Source organism: Plantibacter sp. VKM Ac-2885 (assembly GCF_015351205.1).
In the GTDB taxonomy this organism is placed as follows: Bacteria; Actinomycetota; Actinomycetes; order Actinomycetales; family Microbacteriaceae; genus Plantibacter; species Plantibacter auratus.
This window is the reverse complement of the sequence record NZ_JADKSK010000001.1, coordinates 718,399-733,585: the sequence shown is the minus strand read 5'-3', so window position 1 is coordinate 733,585 and position 15,187 is coordinate 718,399. Positions and strand designations below refer to the sequence as shown.

20 protein-coding genes are annotated in these 15,187 nt (G+C 69.4%); 7 read left to right on the top strand and 13 right to left on the bottom strand.

Translation table 11 applies throughout. The features are described from left to right. Positions 1–107: 107 nt before the first annotated feature. The 5 genes from ITJ66_RS03565 to ITJ66_RS03545 all read right to left on the bottom strand — a co-directional run bounded on the left by ITJ66_RS03565 (position 108) and on the right by ITJ66_RS03545 (position 4,201). On the bottom strand, positions 108–974 hold the full coding sequence (locus ITJ66_RS03565) for a hypothetical protein (protein WP_194643491.1): 867 nt from the start codon (positions 972–974) through the stop codon (positions 108–110). Positions 975–1,055: 81 nt separating this feature from the next. Then, positions 1,056–1,757 (bottom strand): DUF3349 domain-containing protein, encoded by a 702-nt coding sequence (locus ITJ66_RS03560; protein ID WP_194643489.1) that lies wholly within the window; start codon positions 1,755–1,757, stop codon positions 1,056–1,058. A 2-nt stretch (positions 1,758–1,759) separates the two neighbouring features. Further along, positions 1,760–2,068 (bottom strand): hypothetical protein, encoded by a 309-nt coding sequence (locus ITJ66_RS03555; protein ID WP_192004308.1) that lies wholly within the window; start codon positions 2,066–2,068, stop codon positions 1,760–1,762. A gap of 11 nt (positions 2,069–2,079) precedes the next feature. Next, complete coding sequence (locus tag ITJ66_RS03550) at positions 2,080–3,291, bottom strand: inorganic phosphate transporter (protein ID WP_194643487.1); 1,212 nt, start codon at positions 3,289–3,291, stop codon at positions 2,080–2,082. Positions 3,292–3,418: 127 nt separating this feature from the next. After that, on the bottom strand, positions 3,419–4,201 hold the full coding sequence (locus ITJ66_RS03545; RefSeq protein ID WP_191940263.1) for a DeoR/GlpR family DNA-binding transcription regulator: 783 nt from the start codon (positions 4,199–4,201) through the stop codon (positions 3,419–3,421). 26 nt (positions 4,202–4,227) lie between these two features. Between ITJ66_RS03545 and ITJ66_RS03540 the strand changes: the two genes are divergently transcribed. The 3 genes from ITJ66_RS03540 (at position 4,228) to ITJ66_RS03530 (ending at position 6,887) form a co-directional block, all read left to right on the top strand. Then, positions 4,228–4,461: a LacI family DNA-binding transcriptional regulator gene (locus tag ITJ66_RS03540; protein ID WP_194643484.1), complete on the top strand. Its 234-nt coding sequence runs from the start codon at positions 4,228–4,230 to the stop codon at positions 4,459–4,461. An 85-nt stretch (positions 4,462–4,546) separates the two neighbouring features. After that, positions 4,547–5,794 carry an MFS transporter gene (locus tag ITJ66_RS03535; RefSeq protein ID WP_194643482.1) on the top strand — a complete coding sequence of 416 codons (1,248 nt, stop codon included), beginning with the start codon at positions 4,547–4,549 and terminating at the stop codon, positions 5,792–5,794. Positions 5,795–5,867: 73 nt separating this feature from the next. Beyond that, positions 5,868–6,887: a YafY family protein gene (locus tag ITJ66_RS03530; protein ID WP_194643480.1), complete on the top strand. Its 1,020-nt coding sequence runs from the start codon at positions 5,868–5,870 to the stop codon at positions 6,885–6,887. Here ITJ66_RS03530 and ITJ66_RS03525 read toward each other — a convergent pair. Continuing rightward, a complete protein-coding gene (locus ITJ66_RS03525) occupies positions 6,871–8,025 on the bottom strand; it encodes an epoxide hydrolase family protein (protein WP_194643478.1) in 1,155 nt (384 codons plus the stop codon). The two genes, ITJ66_RS03530 and ITJ66_RS03525, sit on opposite strands and share 17 nt — an antisense overlap. A gap of 133 nt (positions 8,026–8,158) precedes the next feature. Next, the gene (locus ITJ66_RS03520) at positions 8,159–8,389 is read right to left on the bottom strand and encodes a hypothetical protein (protein WP_194643476.1); all 231 of its coding nucleotides are present in this window, start codon (positions 8,387–8,389) and stop codon (positions 8,159–8,161) included. Positions 8,390–8,581: 192 nt separating this feature from the next. Between ITJ66_RS03520 and ITJ66_RS03515 the strand changes: the two genes are divergently transcribed. Together ITJ66_RS03515 and ITJ66_RS03510 are read left to right on the top strand one after the other, a co-directional pair. Continuing rightward, positions 8,582–9,109 (top strand): GNAT family N-acetyltransferase, encoded by a 528-nt coding sequence (locus ITJ66_RS03515; RefSeq protein ID WP_194643474.1) that lies wholly within the window; start codon positions 8,582–8,584, stop codon positions 9,107–9,109. A gap of 76 nt (positions 9,110–9,185) precedes the next feature. Then, positions 9,186–9,707, top strand: coding sequence for a tetratricopeptide repeat protein (locus ITJ66_RS03510; RefSeq protein ID WP_191940257.1), 522 nt, complete (start codon positions 9,186–9,188; stop codon positions 9,705–9,707). A gap of 36 nt (positions 9,708–9,743) precedes the next feature. Here ITJ66_RS03510 and ITJ66_RS03505 read toward each other — a convergent pair whose 3' ends face one another. Continuing rightward, entirely contained in the window at positions 9,744–10,370 is a 627-nt protein-coding gene (locus ITJ66_RS03505) for a LysE family transporter (protein WP_194643472.1), read from the bottom strand. 70 nt (positions 10,371–10,440) lie between these two features. On the opposite strand from ITJ66_RS03505, the gene ITJ66_RS03500 reads away from it, so the two are divergent. After that, entirely contained in the window at positions 10,441–10,860 is a 420-nt protein-coding gene (locus ITJ66_RS03500) for an Lrp/AsnC family transcriptional regulator (protein ID WP_194643470.1), read from the top strand. 45 nt (positions 10,861–10,905) lie between these two features. Here the strand turns inward: ITJ66_RS03500 and ITJ66_RS03495 are convergent, their stop codons facing one another. The 4 genes from ITJ66_RS03495 to ITJ66_RS03480 form a co-directional block, all read right to left on the bottom strand. Further along, a complete protein-coding gene (locus ITJ66_RS03495) occupies positions 10,906–11,442 on the bottom strand; it encodes an MOSC domain-containing protein (protein WP_194643468.1) in 537 nt (178 codons plus the stop codon). 41 nt (positions 11,443–11,483) lie between these two features. After that, positions 11,484–12,080: a gamma carbonic anhydrase family protein gene (locus tag ITJ66_RS03490; protein ID WP_086472868.1), complete on the bottom strand. Its 597-nt coding sequence runs from the start codon at positions 12,078–12,080 to the stop codon at positions 11,484–11,486. A gap of 36 nt (positions 12,081–12,116) precedes the next feature. Next, positions 12,117–12,623 carry a GNAT family N-acetyltransferase gene (locus ITJ66_RS03485; protein ID WP_194644765.1) on the bottom strand — a complete coding sequence of 169 codons (507 nt, stop codon included), beginning with the start codon at positions 12,621–12,623 and terminating at the stop codon, positions 12,117–12,119. A 109-nt stretch (positions 12,624–12,732) separates the two neighbouring features. Then, positions 12,733–13,188: an Lrp/AsnC family transcriptional regulator gene (locus ITJ66_RS03480; RefSeq protein WP_085512140.1), complete on the bottom strand. Its 456-nt coding sequence runs from the start codon at positions 13,186–13,188 to the stop codon at positions 12,733–12,735. A gap of 99 nt (positions 13,189–13,287) precedes the next feature. Here ITJ66_RS03480 and ITJ66_RS03475 point away from each other — a divergent pair, with 99 nt between their 5' ends. Further along, positions 13,288–13,839 (top strand): alpha/beta hydrolase, encoded by a 552-nt coding sequence (locus ITJ66_RS03475; protein ID WP_194643466.1) that lies wholly within the window; start codon positions 13,288–13,290, stop codon positions 13,837–13,839. On the opposite strand, the gene ITJ66_RS03470 is transcribed toward ITJ66_RS03475, so the two are convergent. Further along, the gene (locus ITJ66_RS03470; RefSeq protein WP_228501708.1) at positions 13,796–15,154 is read right to left on the bottom strand and encodes a PLP-dependent aminotransferase family protein; all 1,359 of its coding nucleotides are present in this window, start codon (positions 15,152–15,154) and stop codon (positions 13,796–13,798) included. The genes ITJ66_RS03475 and ITJ66_RS03470 overlap by 44 nt on opposite strands. Positions 15,155–15,187: the final 33 nt, after the last annotated feature.

The window sequence follows — 15,187 nt, the reverse complement described above, 5'->3', positions numbered from 1 at the left end:
GGCGACTCCCACGAGACGCTTGTGCGTTTCCGCCGGCCGAAGCACGACGGGATTTTTCCCTCTGCGACGAGGGTAACGCATCATCGCCCTCTCGTGGCGCTCGCGGATCAGCGCAGATACGCGTCGACCATGAACGGGCCTCGGATCGCCCTGAGCGTGTCGACCAACCGGTCGAGCGCGCGTCGGTTCCACGACGAGAGCTGGAGATCGTGGGGGCCAAGGGGTTCGAGCTTCCCGGTGCGGAGGCGGACGACCTCCCAGCCAGCCGACCGCAGCGCGCGGTCCTTCCGTCGGTCCGCTTCCTCGCGGCGCCCCACGTGCTCGAGTCCGTGCCGGCCGATGCTGTCGTACTCGATGGCGATGCGCAGTTCCGGGTAGACCAGGTCGGGCCACACCTCCAGGTGCTGGAAGAACGGACGCTGCACCCGCACGGCGTTCAGTCCTTCGGTCAGCGTGAGTCGCCCGTGGAGATCCGCGCGCAGCTGAGCCTCGACAGCGGACGCCGGTTTCGGCGCGCACTCGGACGTGAAGGCCTCCCCCACCGGCAGGTCAGGGGTCTTCTCGCACAGCGACGGCTTCGGTCGCGCGCGACGCTCCCGGATGATCCCGGCGACCGCGGGCACCGGATCGGTCACCGACTCCCGCATCGGCAACGCGACGACCCTCGACGGATCGGCCGCATCGGAACATTCGGGACACCAGGCGCTGCGGCGACGCTCGCGTCCGGGCCGCGAGCGCTGCTCGGCCGGCGTCGCGACGAACCGGTGACCCCGATCGCACTGCCACTGCAGCAGGACGTCGGCCGCCGGCGGCACCTGGCTCAGGACGATCCCGGCGTTGAGATCCGCATGGTACTGACGCCACAGCGCTGGGAACGACGCCCAGGCCTGCCGGTACGCGCCCACCGGGTACGGCGTTTCGAGACCCTTCGACCACTGACGGCGGGCCCACCACGCTTCCACACGTTCCGGCACGAGCCGAACCTACGACGGGCCGCCGACACCGACCACGACTGAGGACGCGATGGTCGTCACCCCAGCACCACGACTCGACCGTCAGACCGCGAAGTCGCTCGGCCACCCGTGCTCGGCGAGCGACCGGCGGACACGCTCCACGTCCTCATCGCTCGGCAGCTCCGCGGTGACCCGCGCGATCGCGGTCGCGACGTCGACCCGGCTGAGCGACGTGTCGCCCTCCGCCGCGAGGCGCGCACCCACCTCGGCCACCTCGGCGTCGCTCAGCCGACGACGGAGGAGCGCCACGAGCGGGACGAAGTCCTGGTCGGGGAATCCTGCAGGGTACCCGGCTCGGAGCCAGCGCACGATGCGGGCGACCAGCCCTCCGCGTTCCTCGAGGAGGGTCGCACGCGCCTCTCGGCCGGCGTCGTCCTGGTCAGTCGCCACCGCGCGGACGTCATCCGGGCTGCCGAGCGGCCAGCCCGCGCTCGCGAGCCGGGCGGAGACGCGGACGAGGTCCTCCGGGAGCGCCGGACCGAGGAGGAGCTGTTCGACCCGCGCCCGCAGGCGATCGTGGCCGACCGGCTCACCGCTCGCATCGGCGTTCTCCGCCTCGATGAGCAGTCCGTCGACGACCTGGTCCAGCTCCTCGGGGGTGAGGCTCCGTCGGAGGATGCCGAGCAGCGGCACGTAGTCGTGCTCGGGCACACCCGTCGGGTATCCGGCGCGGAGCCAGCCGACGACACGCGCCACCACACCGGACCCGTGGGCGGTGAGGTCTGTCCCGTTCTCGGATGACATCCTCAGTCCTTCGGCGTGAAGGTCGGGAACACGTGGTCGAAGTTGACCTCCTGCCCCAGACCGGTGGCCACGATGATCGTGAGTCCGACCAGCACTGCGGCGACGACGACGGCGAAGCACAGCACGCCGATGGCCCGGAGGAGCGCCGACGGGATCGTCGGCGCGGCCGACCCGCTCCGGTCGTCGGACCCGGCGCCTCCGGCGACCGCGAACGAGCGGACACCCAGCGCGAAGAGCGCGGGAAGCCCGGCGCCGAGCACGAGCGCGATGACGGCCACCTGGGCGGCGGCTTCGAGGAAGAGCATGAACATGTCCGACGTCCTTACGCTGCGGTCTTCTGCGACGAGCGGGCGGGGGCGTCCTGCCAGTTGTCGTTCACGTTGTGGGATCCGATGCTGTCGCGGCGCGACCGCAGGTAGATGGCGAGCGCGACACCCACGAGGATCGCGACCATGAGGATTCCGCCGATCGCCCCGCCCGCGAGGTGACCGACCCACCACATCACCGCGCCCATGAGCGCGGCGGCCGGGAGGGTGATGATCCAGGCGACGACCATCCGCAGGGCCACCCGCCAGCGCACCTGCGCACCTGGCCGTCCGACCCCGGAGCCGAGGATCGATCCGGTCGCGACGTGCGTGGTGCTGAGGGCGAAGCCGAGGTGGCTCGAGGCGAGGATGACGGCGGCGGAGGAACTCTCGGCGGCCATGCCCTGCGGTGTGTTCAACTCCACGATGCCCTTGCCGACGGTGCGGATGATCCGCCACCCGCCGATGTAGGTGCCGAGCGAGATCGCGAGGGCACAGGCGAGCTTCACCCAGAGTGGGACCGACTCGGTGTCGTCCCAGCCGCCGGCCGCGATGAGCGCGAGGGTGATGACGCCCATCGTCTTCTGTGCGTCGTTCGTGCCGTGGGCGAGCGACACGAGCGACGCGCTGCCGATCTGCCCGATCCGGAAGCCGCGGTGGAGACGCCCCTGGGCGAGGTTGCCGATGACGCGGAAGACGAGCCAGGTACCGATCGCGGCCACCGCGCCGGCGAGCAACGGCGACATGAGCGCCGGGAGGATGACCTTGCCGACGACGCCGTCGAGCTTCGTGCCGTCACCGGCCCAGTTCACGCCGTTCAACCCGAGGCCCGCGAGCGTCGAGCCGATGAGACCACCGAAGAGCGCGTGCGACGAGCTCGACGGCAGACCGAGGAGCCAAGTGAGCAGGTTCCAGATGATGCCACCGATGAGCCCGGCGAGCACGATCAGCAGGAGCGCCGAGCCGCCTCCCTCGAGGAGCGCGGGATCGGGAGCTCCCGACGAATCCTGGATCTTCACGACCGCGTTCGTGACGGTGAGCGCGACCTCGATGCTGAGGAACGCGCCCACGAGGTTCAGCACCGCCGAGAGGGTGACCGCGATCTTCGGCGACAGCGCACCGGTGGCGATGGAGGTCGCCATCGCGTTCGCGGTGTCGTGGAAGCCGTTGGTGAAGTCGAAGGCGAGTGCCGTGATCACGACGAGCGAAAGCAGGATGATGGGGTCCACGGCGACGAGCTTGCTCCTCGATCGCGGGATCGACAACGGGTGAGCGGGCGGATTCACCCGTTGTTCACGTTCCGTGGAAGCCGACTCCCTCCATGGCGAGCGAGTCGGTCATCGGCCTCCTGGCCCGCTAGGACGTCGGATGATCGGCGTCCTCGACGACCGCGACCTCCACGCCGGCGGCACGCAGTCGATCGAGCACCGCAGGAGGGGCCGAAGCGTCGGTGACGAGGACGTCGACGTCTTCGAGCGCACACACGATGGCCATGGAGCGCAGGGAGAACTTCGACCCTTCCGCGATCAGGATGACGCGCGCCGCCGATGCGACGATCGCCTGCTTGATCGCGGCGTCGCCCAGGTCGAACGCCGTCACGCCGGCCGACGGATCAGCTGCACAGCAGGTCAGGATGGCCGTGTCGAAGCGGAGTGAAGCGATGGTCCGCTCCGCGATCGGCCCGACGATCGTTCCCTCTGCGCCACGCACGGTTCCACCAGACAGGACGAGGCTGACCGTCTGACTCGACGACAGCGCGGCGATGCCCTGCACCGACAGGGGCATCGCGGTCACCCTGCGGTGGGCGAGTTCCGCGGCGGCAGCCGCTCCGGTCGTGCCGCTGTCGACGACCACCGCTTCACCGTCGTCGATGTAGGCCACGGCTGCCGCTGCAAGCCGTGCCTTCAGTCCTTCGTCATCGACCGCTCGAACGGAGAAGGGCAGCCCCTCGCCATGCAGGGCCGTTCCGACAGCACCACCCCTGACCCGCCGCAACGCACCGACCGCGGCAAGATGCTCGAGGTCGCGTCGGACGGTCATCGACGACGTGCTCAACTGCTTGGCAAGCTCGTCGACCTGGACGCGGCCGGAGCGACGGAGCTCATCGAGGATCTCGCGGTGGCGGACTTCCATCTGCATGGACATATCGTACCCGATGTGTTCGAATGAACATTGTGAATGTTCATAACTCGTCTCGTCCGATCACCATCAAGGATGTCGCTCGCATGGCGGGCGTCTCGCACTCCACCGTTTCGCGAGTGCTCAACGGAGTCGACCTCGTCACACCAGCGACGCGAGCGCGGGTGCTGGAAGCCATCAACTCCTCCGGGTGGACCCCTGACGAGACCGCAGCCGCGCTTGGACGTCGCAAGACCCCCAAACCCGGGCCGATGTCCTGAAGCCGCACCACCCGGTTCGACAACGCCCGTCCAAGCCCATTCCGTGTCACCGCACCCGACCGCCCTTCCAGATCGGAACAGCCCCATGACCACGTCCTCCCTCCGGAGCACGCCTCCGTCCGCGTCCCTGGACGCCCGACACGCTCGCGTCGCCGTCAGTGTCCTGTTCTTCACGAACGGCGCACTGATCGCCAACATCCTCCCGCGGTACCCGCAGATCAAGGCGGATCTCGACCTGACCAACGCCGCCTTCGGCACCGCGGTCGCCGCCTACCCCTTGGGCGCACTCATCGCCGGGCTCAGCGCAGGACTCCTCATCCGCCGCTTCCGCTCCTCCCGTGTCGCCATCGCCGCGACGCTCGTCACCGCCGTAGGGCTGCTGCTCACCGGAGTCGCGCCCGGCTGGCTCATCCTCGCCCTCGCCCTCTTCCTGGCCGGCGCCATGGACTCCATCACCGATGTCGCGCAGAACTCGCACGGCCTCCGCGTGCAGCGTCTCTACGGACGGTCGATCATCAACTCGTTCCACGCCGTCTGGTCCGTGGGCGCCGTGACCGGAGGCGCGATGGGCGCCGTCGCCGCGCAACTCGAGGTACCCCTGCTGGTCCACCTGACCATCTCCGGCGGGCTGTTCGGGATGGCAGCCCTCCTGTCCTACCGCTGGCTCCTGACCGGCCCCGAACCGGACCTCGGCGCCGAGGCCCTGCTGAACTCGGATGGCGACACCCGGCCGGAATCGGGCGCCACACCGACGGATGCGCCGAAGACCCTCGGCCTCGTGGCTCGCTACAGCGTCCTGCTCGCCCTCGTCGTCATCGCCTCAGCGGGAGCCATCGTCGAAGACGCGGGGAGCTCCTGGTCCGCGATCTACCTCTCCGACAGCCTCGGAGCATCCGCCTTCGTCGCCGGTCTCGGGTTCATCTCCCTGCAGGGGATGCAATTCGTCGGGCGCGTGTTCGGCGACCGCATGACCGACCGGTTCGGCCAGCGGACGATGGCCCGCGGTGGCGGCGTCCTCGTCCTCGTCGGCATGGGTGCTGCGCTCGCCTTCCCGAGCGTCATCGGCACCATCATCGGCTTCGGTATCGCGGGCTTCGGTGTCGCCACCCTCATCCCCTCGGCCATGCAGAACGCCGATGAGATCCCCGGCTTCCGCCCCGGCAGCGGGCTGACCATCATCGGCTGGCTCCTGCGGCTGGGGTTCCTCCTGTCCCCGCCCCTCGTCGGGGCGATTGCCGACGCCACGGCACTCCGATTCGGACTGATCGTGGTCCCCGCCGCCGGTCTGCTCGTGCTGCTCTTCGCCCGGGTCCTCTCGACGCGTCACCGCTGAGCGCCCAGGACGGTCACCCCCGTCCGGACACCGGCGGACAGCGCGAGTCCTCGCGCCGCAGGATGATGGGTCCATGTGGGATACGACGTCGCGAACGTTCGAGCTGCTGGGGATGCTCCAGCGCAACGGGTTCGTGGCCAGCGAGCGCCTGGCGCGCGACCTCGGGGTGACGACCAGGACCGTGCGTCGAGACGTGGCCAGGCTCCGTGATCTCGGCTATCCGATCGACACGCGCCAGGGGGTCGACGGCGGGTACTCCATCGAGGCCGGGGCGGTGCTCCCACCCATCTTCCTGTCGACCGAGGAGGCACTCGCCTGCGCGTTGGCCCTTCGGCGGTGGAAGGAGGACGCCGATCAGACCCTCGCCACCAGCTCGCTCGAGAAGGTCGCTGCGTCCCTGCCACCCCGGGTGCGCTGGGTGCTCGACGCGGTGGCGGAGGTCACCGTCGATGCCCCGGTGGACGGTCTGGATCCGATCGATCACCCGGCGGTCGACATCGGTCTCCTCGGCGAGTTGGCGAGGTCGTGTCTGCTCCGACGTCGAGTGGAGTTCCGGTACACCGGGCGAGACGGCGACTCGAGACCGCGCCGGGTCGAGCCGCGCGCCCTGGTCAACACCGTGCGGCGCTGGTACGTCGTGGCCTTCGACATCGACGCCGACGACTGGCGCACGTTCCGCGTCGACCGGATCTCCGACCTCGTGGTGTCCGAGCTGCCGGCCAGGACGCGGGTCCTCCCCGACGCGGACCTCGAGGGTTGGGTCACGCGACGGCTCCAGCTCGGATGGCAACAGGTCAGCGCCACCGTCCGCGTGCACGCCCCGAGCGAAGCGGTGCGGCGGTGGGTCGCTCCGGCCTGGGGATCCGTCCAAGCCGAGTCCCCCGAGGTCACGGTGGTGCGCGCGGGAGCAGACAGCTACGACGCGATCGCCAGATGGCTCCTGCTGATGCAGGCCGACGTCGAAGTCGTCGAACCCGACGAGCTGCGCAACGCGTTCGACCGGGTGGCCGAGCAAGCACACCGAGCCGGCCGGCCCAGCTCGGGCGGGCCGAACCAGCAGGCCGACCCGCCCAGTGCTACCGGAGCGGCCTGAAGAACTCGGACAGATCGTCCATGAGGAGCGCCGGTTCTTCGAGGGCGGCGAAGTGGCCACCGCGGTCGGTGACGTCGGTCCACCGCGTGATGGTGTTCTCGCGCTCGGCGTAGCGGCGGATCCCGACATCGTGCGCGAACATGATCGCGCCCGTCGGAACGCCGGACGGTTCGCTGACCGCTCCCCACGCCGAATGCTGCGCGTATCCGATGTACGCGGCGGTGCTGGCCGTCCCGGTGAACCAGTACAGCGACACGTTGGTCAGGATGCGATCGAGGTCGATGATCGTCTCCGGGAGCGCCTCGCGGGGCATCGTCCACGCCTGGAACTTGTCGATGATCCACGCCAGCTGGCCGGCCGGTGAGTCGGCGAGCCCCGCCGCGATCGTCTGGGGGCGCGTGGACTGGATCGCGATGTAGCCGAACTCGTCCTGCATGAAGGTCTGAACCCGCCCGAGACGGTCGAGCTCCAGCGGGGCGAAGGCGGCGAGGTCCGCTTCACTTGGAGCTCCCAACGGCATGCCCATCGAGCCGTTGACGTGCACACCGACCACGCGCGTCGGTGCCGCTCGCGCGACCTCAGGCGACACGGCAGCCCCGATGTCCCCGCCCTGCACGCCGTACCGTTCGTAGCCGAGCCGTTCCATGAGCGTCGCCCACGTCCGTCCGATGCGGGCCGCATCCCAACCACCCTCGGCGACCGGGCTCGAGAATCCGAATCCGGGCAGGGAGGGGATGACCACATCGAAGGCGTCCGCCTCGTCCCGTCCGTGCGCTTGCGGGTCGGTGAGCGGGCCGACGAGGTCCAGGAACTCGACGAACGAGCCCGGCCAGCCGTGTGTCAGCACCAGCGGCAGCGCCCCCTCCACCGACGACCGGACGTGCAGGAAGTGGATGGTCTGCCCGTCGATCACCGTTGTGAACTGCGGGAACTCGTTCAACGCCGCCTGCTGTGCCGTCCAGTCGAAGGTCTCAGCCCAGTACGCGACCAGTCTGCGGAGGTAGCCGACCGGGACTCCCGTCGCCCAATCGTCGCCCGGCAGGGCCGGCGGGAAACGTGTCTCCCTGAGCCGGCGGCTGAGCTCGTCCACCGCACTCGCGGGGATGTCGATTCGAAACGGCTGAACATCGGCGTGCATCACAGGTTCCCTCCATCGCGTGCGGGCTCGAGCGAGCCACGTCACAGGAGCGACGATAGGAACGAACGAGGACACGACCTGTCCTCGGGAGCATCGACGACACTCGCGCGCAGGAGGTCGGCGGCCGACACCGCTAGCGCAGAGCGCGGTCTCCTGCGCGTGCATCATGCAACCGACGCCGACGGGCAAACACCCCCGCCACCAGGCAGATGAAGGCGACCACCGCGAACAACGTCCCGAACCCACCGGGCACCGGTGCGTTGTTCGGCCCGAAGAGGCCGGACCACCACGCGATCGCGATGAGGAACAACGCCACGGCCGCGATGAATGACCGGGTGTCAGCCCGCCTCAGTCCCGTATCCATCGAAGACCCCTTTCCGTTCAACTGTTGATCACGGCGTCGTGACTTCCTCCAGGGAACGCCCCGACCGACGAGCTGTCAACCTCGACGGGCCTCACACATGGTTCCCCGACCGCGTCGCCGACGTGCTCTCCGCGACGAGACAGCCAGAACATGAAGCACGCAAGATGTGGCTCCGGGTGCGATGCTCGATTCATGCCATGGCCCGCGATCGAACCGCTGAAGTCCGAGCGCCTCACGCTGGAGCCGTTGTCGCTCGACCATGCCCGGCCGATGGTCGACGTCCTCTCCGAACCCACCCTGTACAGGTTCACCGGCGGAGAGCCGCCGACGTTCGACACGCTCTCCACTCGATATGCCTCCCAGATCCGCGGGCCGGCCGACGGCTCGCAAGCCTGGTTCAACTGGATCGCGCGGCGGCACGACACCGGCGCGCTCATCGGGTTCGTCCAGGCCACCGTCACGTCCCAGGGCCAGGACACGCTGGCCGAGATCGCGTGGGTCATCGATCCAGGCCATCAACGCCAAGGCTTCGCCTCCGAAGCGACGGCCGCCATGATCGGTTGGCTGCACGCTCAAGGGGTCACCCGGCTCACCGCGCACATCCATCCGGAGCACGCTGCGTCTCAGCGGGTGGCGTACCACCAAGGCCTCCGCCCGACATCGAGCATCGAGGACGGCGAGGTCCGTTGGGAATCGCCGTCTCACGACGAGCGCTCCTGAAGCCGAGGGTCCAGCTCGGCACGCCCGATAGCCTGTCTCCACCGAATCCAGCCCGATCGCTCCCGGAGAATCGACCATGACGCACACGCTCGACGCACAGCTCGACAGCATCTTCGCGGCTCGAGACCGGGCTGACATGGGTCCAACCATCGAAGCGCTGCTGCCCATCTACGACGAGCACCCTCACCACCCGAGAGTCCTCTACGAGCTCGGTGGCGCCTACGACACCGCGGGCGAGGAGGCGAGAGCACTCGACCTCTACGAGCGGGCCATGGAGAGCGGCCTGGCGGGAGACATCCGTCGCCGTTGCTACCTGCAGTACGGAAGCACCCTCCGCAACCTCGACCGGATCGATGAGTCGCTGGATGTCTTCGCACGGGCGCGTGCCGAGTTCCCGGAGTCAGTCGCGCTCGGAGCATTCGAAGCCCTCACCCTCCACGCCGCCGGGCGGTCGAACGCCGCGCTGTCGAGCCTCCTCGAACTCCTGGCCGAGCACGTCGACGCGGCTGAGCTCACGCGTTACAAGCCGGCCCTGCGAGGCAACGCCGAGTACCTCCGGTCACTGGACGAGGAGCCCCGGTCCACGACGGAGGACTGACGGCGCCGACGCCCCCAGACCATCGGCCTCACATCTTCACACCGCCTGGACGATGAGGGCGACACCGAACGCGACGATCAGGCCGTTGCCGACGATGGCCGTCCACCTCCGAAAGGACGCGCCCGTCCTCCGCCGGAGTCCGGCTCCGAGCGCGACCAGCAGCGCCTGCCAGCCGAAGGATGCGAGCCCGACGCCCACGATGAAGGCGACCGCCGTCGACCCTGATTCCGTGAACTCGGCCAGCCCGGTCAGGATCGCCGCGAAGTACACCAGGGTGGCCGGGTTGATCGCCGTCAGGCCGAGGAAGAGCAGGTAGCGCTGACGTGAGGTGCCCGAGCGCTCAGCCGGCCGATCCCCGGCTGACGGCTTCGCACGGAGGCCCTGCAGGAGTCCGTGCGCTCCGAGCGCGATGACGGCGACACCACCGAGGAGTTGCGGCCAGGGCGACCAGCCGCTCACGATGGGGCCGGCGAGCGCACCGGCAGCGACGGCGGCCGTGCAGTACGACACGTCCACCGTCGCCACGGCAGCCGCCGCAGGAAGTCCACGGCGCAGCCCGCGCGTGATGCCCTCCTGAAGGAGCAGGATCCCGATCGCCCCGAGTGGGGCGGCAAGAGCGAGGCCGGCGACGGACCCGGCGAGGAGGGCGACGAGAAGGTCCATGCCGACGACTCTGGCGCAGCACACCGGTCACGACAGTGCGTTCTGGCAGCAAGACGGCATACTGTGTCGCATGGACGATCTGGACAGTGCAATCATCGGCGTGCTGCAGCTGAACGCGAGGATATCGTTCAGTGAGCTCGGCCGTCAGATCGGCTTGAGCACGAACGCGACGGCGGCCCGTGTGCGTCGCCTGGAGCACAGCGGCGTCATCACCGGGTACCGAGCGATCCTCGGCTCCGATGCCCCGGTCGCCGAGGACGGCCTGGAGGCATTCATAGACGTCCGACTCGACCCCGCGCGCAAGTCCGAGGAGTTCCTGGAGTGGACCCGACGGATCCCCGAGATCAGAGACGCGGTGCACGTCACCGGCGCCTACGACTACCTCGTCCACATCCGCGTCGCCGGCACCGCCGCCCTCGACCGCCTCCTTCGCAGCATGAAGAACGACGGAGGGGCGACCCACACGCAGACGCGGCTGGCGCTCCGGTAGGCGGGAACCACGCGCGCCGTCGCATCGCGCTACCGCGGCCTGTCTCTAGACCGGCGCGAGCGGTTCGAGGGCTCCGTCCGGCAGCTCCACGGTGATCGGGTCACCGGGCTGCACGACGCCACCGACGAGCACGACGCCCATGACTCCCGTCTTGCGGACGGTGCGCCCCTCGGCGTCCGTACCGACGACCTGCTTGAGCAGGCCCGGTTCGAAGCGGTCGATCTGCACACACGGGTTCCGAAGCCCCGTCACCTCGACGACGGCGTCCGTCCCGAATCGGAGCACTGCACCCGCGGGGAGGTCGAGGAGGTCCAGCCCCTCGGTGGTGATGTTCTCGCCCAGCTCACCCGGGGTGAGGTCCGCGTCCACCTCCGCGAACAGCTCCTGGTGGATGAGGTGGACCTGCCGGAGGTTGGGCTGCGTGGGATCGCGTCTCACCCGGGACCGATGCTGCACCGTCGCACCGAAATGCGCGTCCCTCTCGACGCCCAGCCCGGCGACGAGCGTGATCGCGTCCCGTCGCGGCTTGGAGAAACGGTGCTCATCGTCGCTGCTGACCGAGACGACACGGGCGATTGTCATCACCCCAGTGTGCACGGGGGAAGCGCGGAACTCCACTGGCCTCAGCGACCGACGGGCTCGTCACCTGCGTGGGCTCCGTAGAACTCGGACTGACGCCGCATGAGCTCGCGCATCGACACCTCGGGTCCGACGCCGTACACGGTCCCGCCGAAGTCGAGCTGTCGCTGGATCGCCCAGATCTCATCGTGACGTTCGGGCGGGAGGATCGATGCCGGCGTCCCGACCGCGACCCATCCGATGGGAACAACGGCACCCGGCTCCAGCACGGTGTTGACCTGGACGACACCGTTGATCCGGACTTCGGCACCGTGCCCGACTCGGCTGCCGGGGAACAGCGAGGCACCCGTGGCGATGAACGCCTCGTCGGCCACCACGCTGCCGTTCACGTGCGTGTGCGGCCCGATCATGACGGCGGCTCCGATGAGCGCTGGGTGACCGGACCGTCCGCGGATCAGGGCATGCTCCATGACGACGGTGTCCTCGCCGATGACGACCTCGCCGTCTTCGGCGGACACCACCGCACCGTGCAGGATCCGAGCACCCGCCTCGATCCTGACATCGCCCACGATCATGGCGGACGACGCGACGGTCGCGGTCTCGTGGATCGACGGTTCGCGGTCCCGGTGTCTGATCAGCATGCGCTCACGATAGCGAAGGCGCCCGGTCCCGGATGGTCAGCGGTGCAGGATCACCTGGTACAGGTTGTGGTCCTGCCAGGTGCCGGCGATCCGCAGATAGGACGGCGCCATGCCGATGTGCTCGAACCCGGCTTTGCGGAGCACCCGTTGCGAACCGTGGTTGTGCAGCAGGGTGCTCGCCTCGACCCGGTGCAGGCCGAGATCGTCGCGCGCCACCCGGACGATCGCCTGCACGGCCGCCGTCGCGAGGCCCTTACCCGCGTACTCCGCGTCCACCCAGTAGCCCAACCCGGCGTTCTGGAACGGGCCGCGGACGATCCCCGACAGGTTGAACCTGCCAACGATGGTCGTACCGTCGAACAGGCCGAGCGAATATCCGCTCCCGGCGGCACTCGACGCAAGCTTGCTGGCGAGGTCCGCCGATTGCCCAGCTTCGGTGAAGAACTCGTCGGATCGAGCCGGCTCCCAGGGGGCCAGATGGTCGCGGTTCCGCGAGTACGCCGCAGCGAGCTCCTTCGCATCGCCGAGCTCCAAGGGCCGCATGTCGATGCCGTCGGCGAGGTTGATCACGGTGAACACCCGTCAACGGTAGTCGCCACCGGGTGCACTCGACCACCCCGATGCGACGAGGAGTGGTACCGCTGACGGACACTCAGCGGCTGGCGATGGGGTGGGCCGGGTACTCGCGCAGCACCAGGGCCGTGCTGACGGGACCGAACCGGCCGATGGCGTCGATGATCTGCTCGAGGCGTTCCGGCGAGGGGGCGTGCACATCGAGGACGAAACAGTCCTCGCCGGTCACTCGGTAGATCCGGTGGATCTCCGGCAGCTCGTCGAACTGGGCCAGTGACGCCTGGATCTGCGCGTGGGTCGTCCGGAGTCGGACGACGGCGTGCGTCGTGAGCCCGAGCTTCTGCGGCGACACCCGCGCCCCGTAGCCGGTGATGTACCCGGCGAGCTCCAACTTGCGGACCCTCGCCGACACCGCCGGCTGGGACAGATGCACGAGCCGGGCGAGGTCGGTCATCGTGGTGCGCCCGTCGACCTGGAGCACGTCGAGGATCGTCTGATCCGTTCGATCGAAGGAAAGCGAAGCATCGTCCGTCATCTGCTTAGTAAACAACGGATGATGACGCTCCAGCTGCTGAGACCGAGGGTTCGACTGGCACGCTGAGGGCAGATCGCCCGACCACGACGAAGGAATCCCATGTCGATCATCACCATGCCCGGGATCGGTGGATCCGACGACGCCCACTGGCAATCCCAGTGGGAGCGCGAGACGCCTGCGATCCGACGGTTCGCACCGGCTTCCTGGGACGAGCCGGATCTCGACGACTGGTCCGCTGCGCTCGACCGGGCGGTGGCGGACGAACCGGCGATCCTGGTCGCGCACAGCCTCTCGTGTCTGCTGGTCGTCCGCTGGGCGGCGGCGAACCCTGCACGAGTCGCCGGGCTGTTCCTCGTCGCCGCCCCCGATCCCGACGGGCCGCGGTTCCCGAGGGTCGCCGCTGCGTTCGCCGAGGATCTCGATGTCCGGCCATCCGCACCCGCGCTGCTCGTGACCAGTGACGACGACCCGTACTGTTCGGAGGCACGCGCGGCCGGGTTCGCCGCAACGTGGGGCGTGCCTCGGATCACTATCGGGCGCCAGGGCCACGTGAACTCGGCCAGTGGACTCGGCGCCTGGCCGGAGGGCCGGCGACTGCTGACCGCGTTCAGCGCGGGGGTCGGGAGTCGCGAGCGGTCAGCAGCGACGTGAGAGCCGCGATCGCCGGTTCGAACCGCGCTCGCGACGGCGTGGCGAACCCGACGACGAGGGCCTCCGGGCGCTCGTGGCTCCGGGTGTAGCGCGCGAGGCGGTGGACGCCGACGTGATCGGGTTGGGACTCGAGCCGGGACAGCACCGCTGGGGCGGCATCGCCGAGCGGAATGAGGCCGTGGAGCCCGGCGGCAAGACCGGGGACCTCGAGACCGACGCTGCGCAGCGCCTGCTGGAGATGGGTGCGACGGCGGGCGTACTCGCGGCGCTGACGGCGGATGTGGCGCTCGTACTCGCCGGTCCTGATGAGGTCGGCGAGAGCCAGTTGGTTCAGCATCGGCGCGCCGCCCGTGAGCGCTTCGGACGCATCGACGACCGGACGCACGAGGTCGCGCGGCAACGCGAGCCACCCGAGGCGGAGGCCTGGGGCGAGGGTCTTGCTCACGCTGCCGGCGTAGACCACGCGCTCCGGTGCCGACCGTTGCAACGCGGCGACCGGGCGGCGGTCGAAGCGGAACTCGCCGTCGTAGTCGTCTTCGACGATGAACCCTCTGTCGTTCGCCATCGCCCAGTCGACGACGAGTCGACGTCGCGCCGGGGCCAACGCCCCACCCAGTGGGAACTGGTGCGACGGCGTCAGCACGACGGCGTCCGTGCGGGCATCGAGCCGACCGAGGTCCGCGCCGTCCTCGTCCACGACGAGGTCGGACACGGTGAACCCCGACGTCGACCATGGGCGTTCGATGCCGAACAGCGACGGGTCCTCGATCGCGACGGACGACGCTCCGCCTGCCGCGAGCGCTGCCGCGAGGAGCGTGCTGGCAGTCCGGTAGCCGGCGCAGATCACGATGGCGTCAGCGGTCGTCTCCACCCCGCGAGCGCGGGCGAGGTAGGAGGCGAGTTCGGAACGCAGCGCCATGCTGCCGGCACCGTCGGAGTCGACGTCGGCAGCTGCGGCGCCGGCGCGCCGGATGGCGGTGAGCCAACGCGCGGTCGGAAAGGACCCCGCCTCAGGTCGCCCCGGCCTGAGGTCGAACTCCGGTCCGGCACTCGCTGCCGTCCGGCTTGCGCTGTGGAGTGGCGCGACGCTGCGCGCGACGAACGTGCCCGCGCGGGCTCTGGCCTCGAGAACACCTTCGGCGACGAGGTCGTCGGTGACGGCCACGATCGTGTTGCGAGCCACCCCGAGCTCGAGCGCGAGTTCCCTGGACGATGGCAATCGCATACCGGGTCGAGCCCGGCCATCGGCGATCGCGGCCCGGATGGCGTGTTCGACGGCACGGGTCTTCGGCAACGTCGGGTCCAGCTGGAGCATCAGGTCCACTGGACCAGGATATGGGGCTCGTTC

Excerpts from the sequence above, each read along its gene's own strand:
- ITJ66_RS03560 (WP_194643489.1), bottom strand. The coding sequence starts at position 1,757 with ATGTCATCCGAGAACGGGACAGACCTCACCGCCCACGGGTCCGGTGTG.
- ITJ66_RS03555 (WP_192004308.1), bottom strand. The coding sequence starts at position 2,068 with ATGTTCATGCTCTTCCTCGAAGCCGCCGCCCAGGTGGCCGTCATCGCG.
- ITJ66_RS03545 (WP_191940263.1), bottom strand. The coding sequence starts at position 4,201 with ATGCAGATGGAAGTCCGCCACCGCGAGATCCTCGATGAGCTCCGTCGC.
- ITJ66_RS03540 (WP_194643484.1), top strand. The coding sequence starts at position 4,228 with ATGAACATTGTGAATGTTCATAACTCGTCTCGTCCGATCACCATCAAG.
- ITJ66_RS03535 (WP_194643482.1), top strand. The coding sequence starts at position 4,547 with ATGACCACGTCCTCCCTCCGGAGCACGCCTCCGTCCGCGTCCCTGGAC.
- ITJ66_RS03530 (WP_194643480.1), top strand. The coding sequence starts at position 5,868 with ATGTGGGATACGACGTCGCGAACGTTCGAGCTGCTGGGGATGCTCCAG.
- ITJ66_RS03525 (WP_194643478.1), bottom strand. The coding sequence starts at position 8,025 with ATGCACGCCGATGTTCAGCCGTTTCGAATCGACATCCCCGCGAGTGCG.
- ITJ66_RS03520 (WP_194643476.1), bottom strand. The coding sequence starts at position 8,389 with ATGGATACGGGACTGAGGCGGGCTGACACCCGGTCATTCATCGCGGCC.
- ITJ66_RS03515 (WP_194643474.1), top strand. The coding sequence starts at position 8,582 with ATGCCATGGCCCGCGATCGAACCGCTGAAGTCCGAGCGCCTCACGCTG.
- ITJ66_RS03510 (WP_191940257.1), top strand. The coding sequence starts at position 9,186 with ATGACGCACACGCTCGACGCACAGCTCGACAGCATCTTCGCGGCTCGA.
- ITJ66_RS03505 (WP_194643472.1), bottom strand. The coding sequence starts at position 10,370 with ATGGACCTTCTCGTCGCCCTCCTCGCCGGGTCCGTCGCCGGCCTCGCT.
- ITJ66_RS03500 (WP_194643470.1), top strand. The coding sequence starts at position 10,441 with ATGGACGATCTGGACAGTGCAATCATCGGCGTGCTGCAGCTGAACGCG.
- ITJ66_RS03495 (WP_194643468.1), bottom strand. The coding sequence starts at position 11,442 with ATGACAATCGCCCGTGTCGTCTCGGTCAGCAGCGACGATGAGCACCGT.
- ITJ66_RS03490 (WP_086472868.1), bottom strand. The coding sequence starts at position 12,080 with ATGCTGATCAGACACCGGGACCGCGAACCGTCGATCCACGAGACCGCG.
- ITJ66_RS03485 (WP_194644765.1), bottom strand. The coding sequence starts at position 12,623 with ATGCGGCCCTTGGAGCTCGGCGATGCGAAGGAGCTCGCTGCGGCGTAC.
- ITJ66_RS03480 (WP_085512140.1), bottom strand. The coding sequence starts at position 13,188 with ATGACGGACGATGCTTCGCTTTCCTTCGATCGAACGGATCAGACGATC.
- ITJ66_RS03475 (WP_194643466.1), top strand. The coding sequence starts at position 13,288 with ATGTCGATCATCACCATGCCCGGGATCGGTGGATCCGACGACGCCCAC.
- ITJ66_RS03470 (WP_228501708.1), bottom strand. The coding sequence starts at position 15,154 with ATGCTCCAGCTGGACCCGACGTTGCCGAAGACCCGTGCCGTCGAACAC.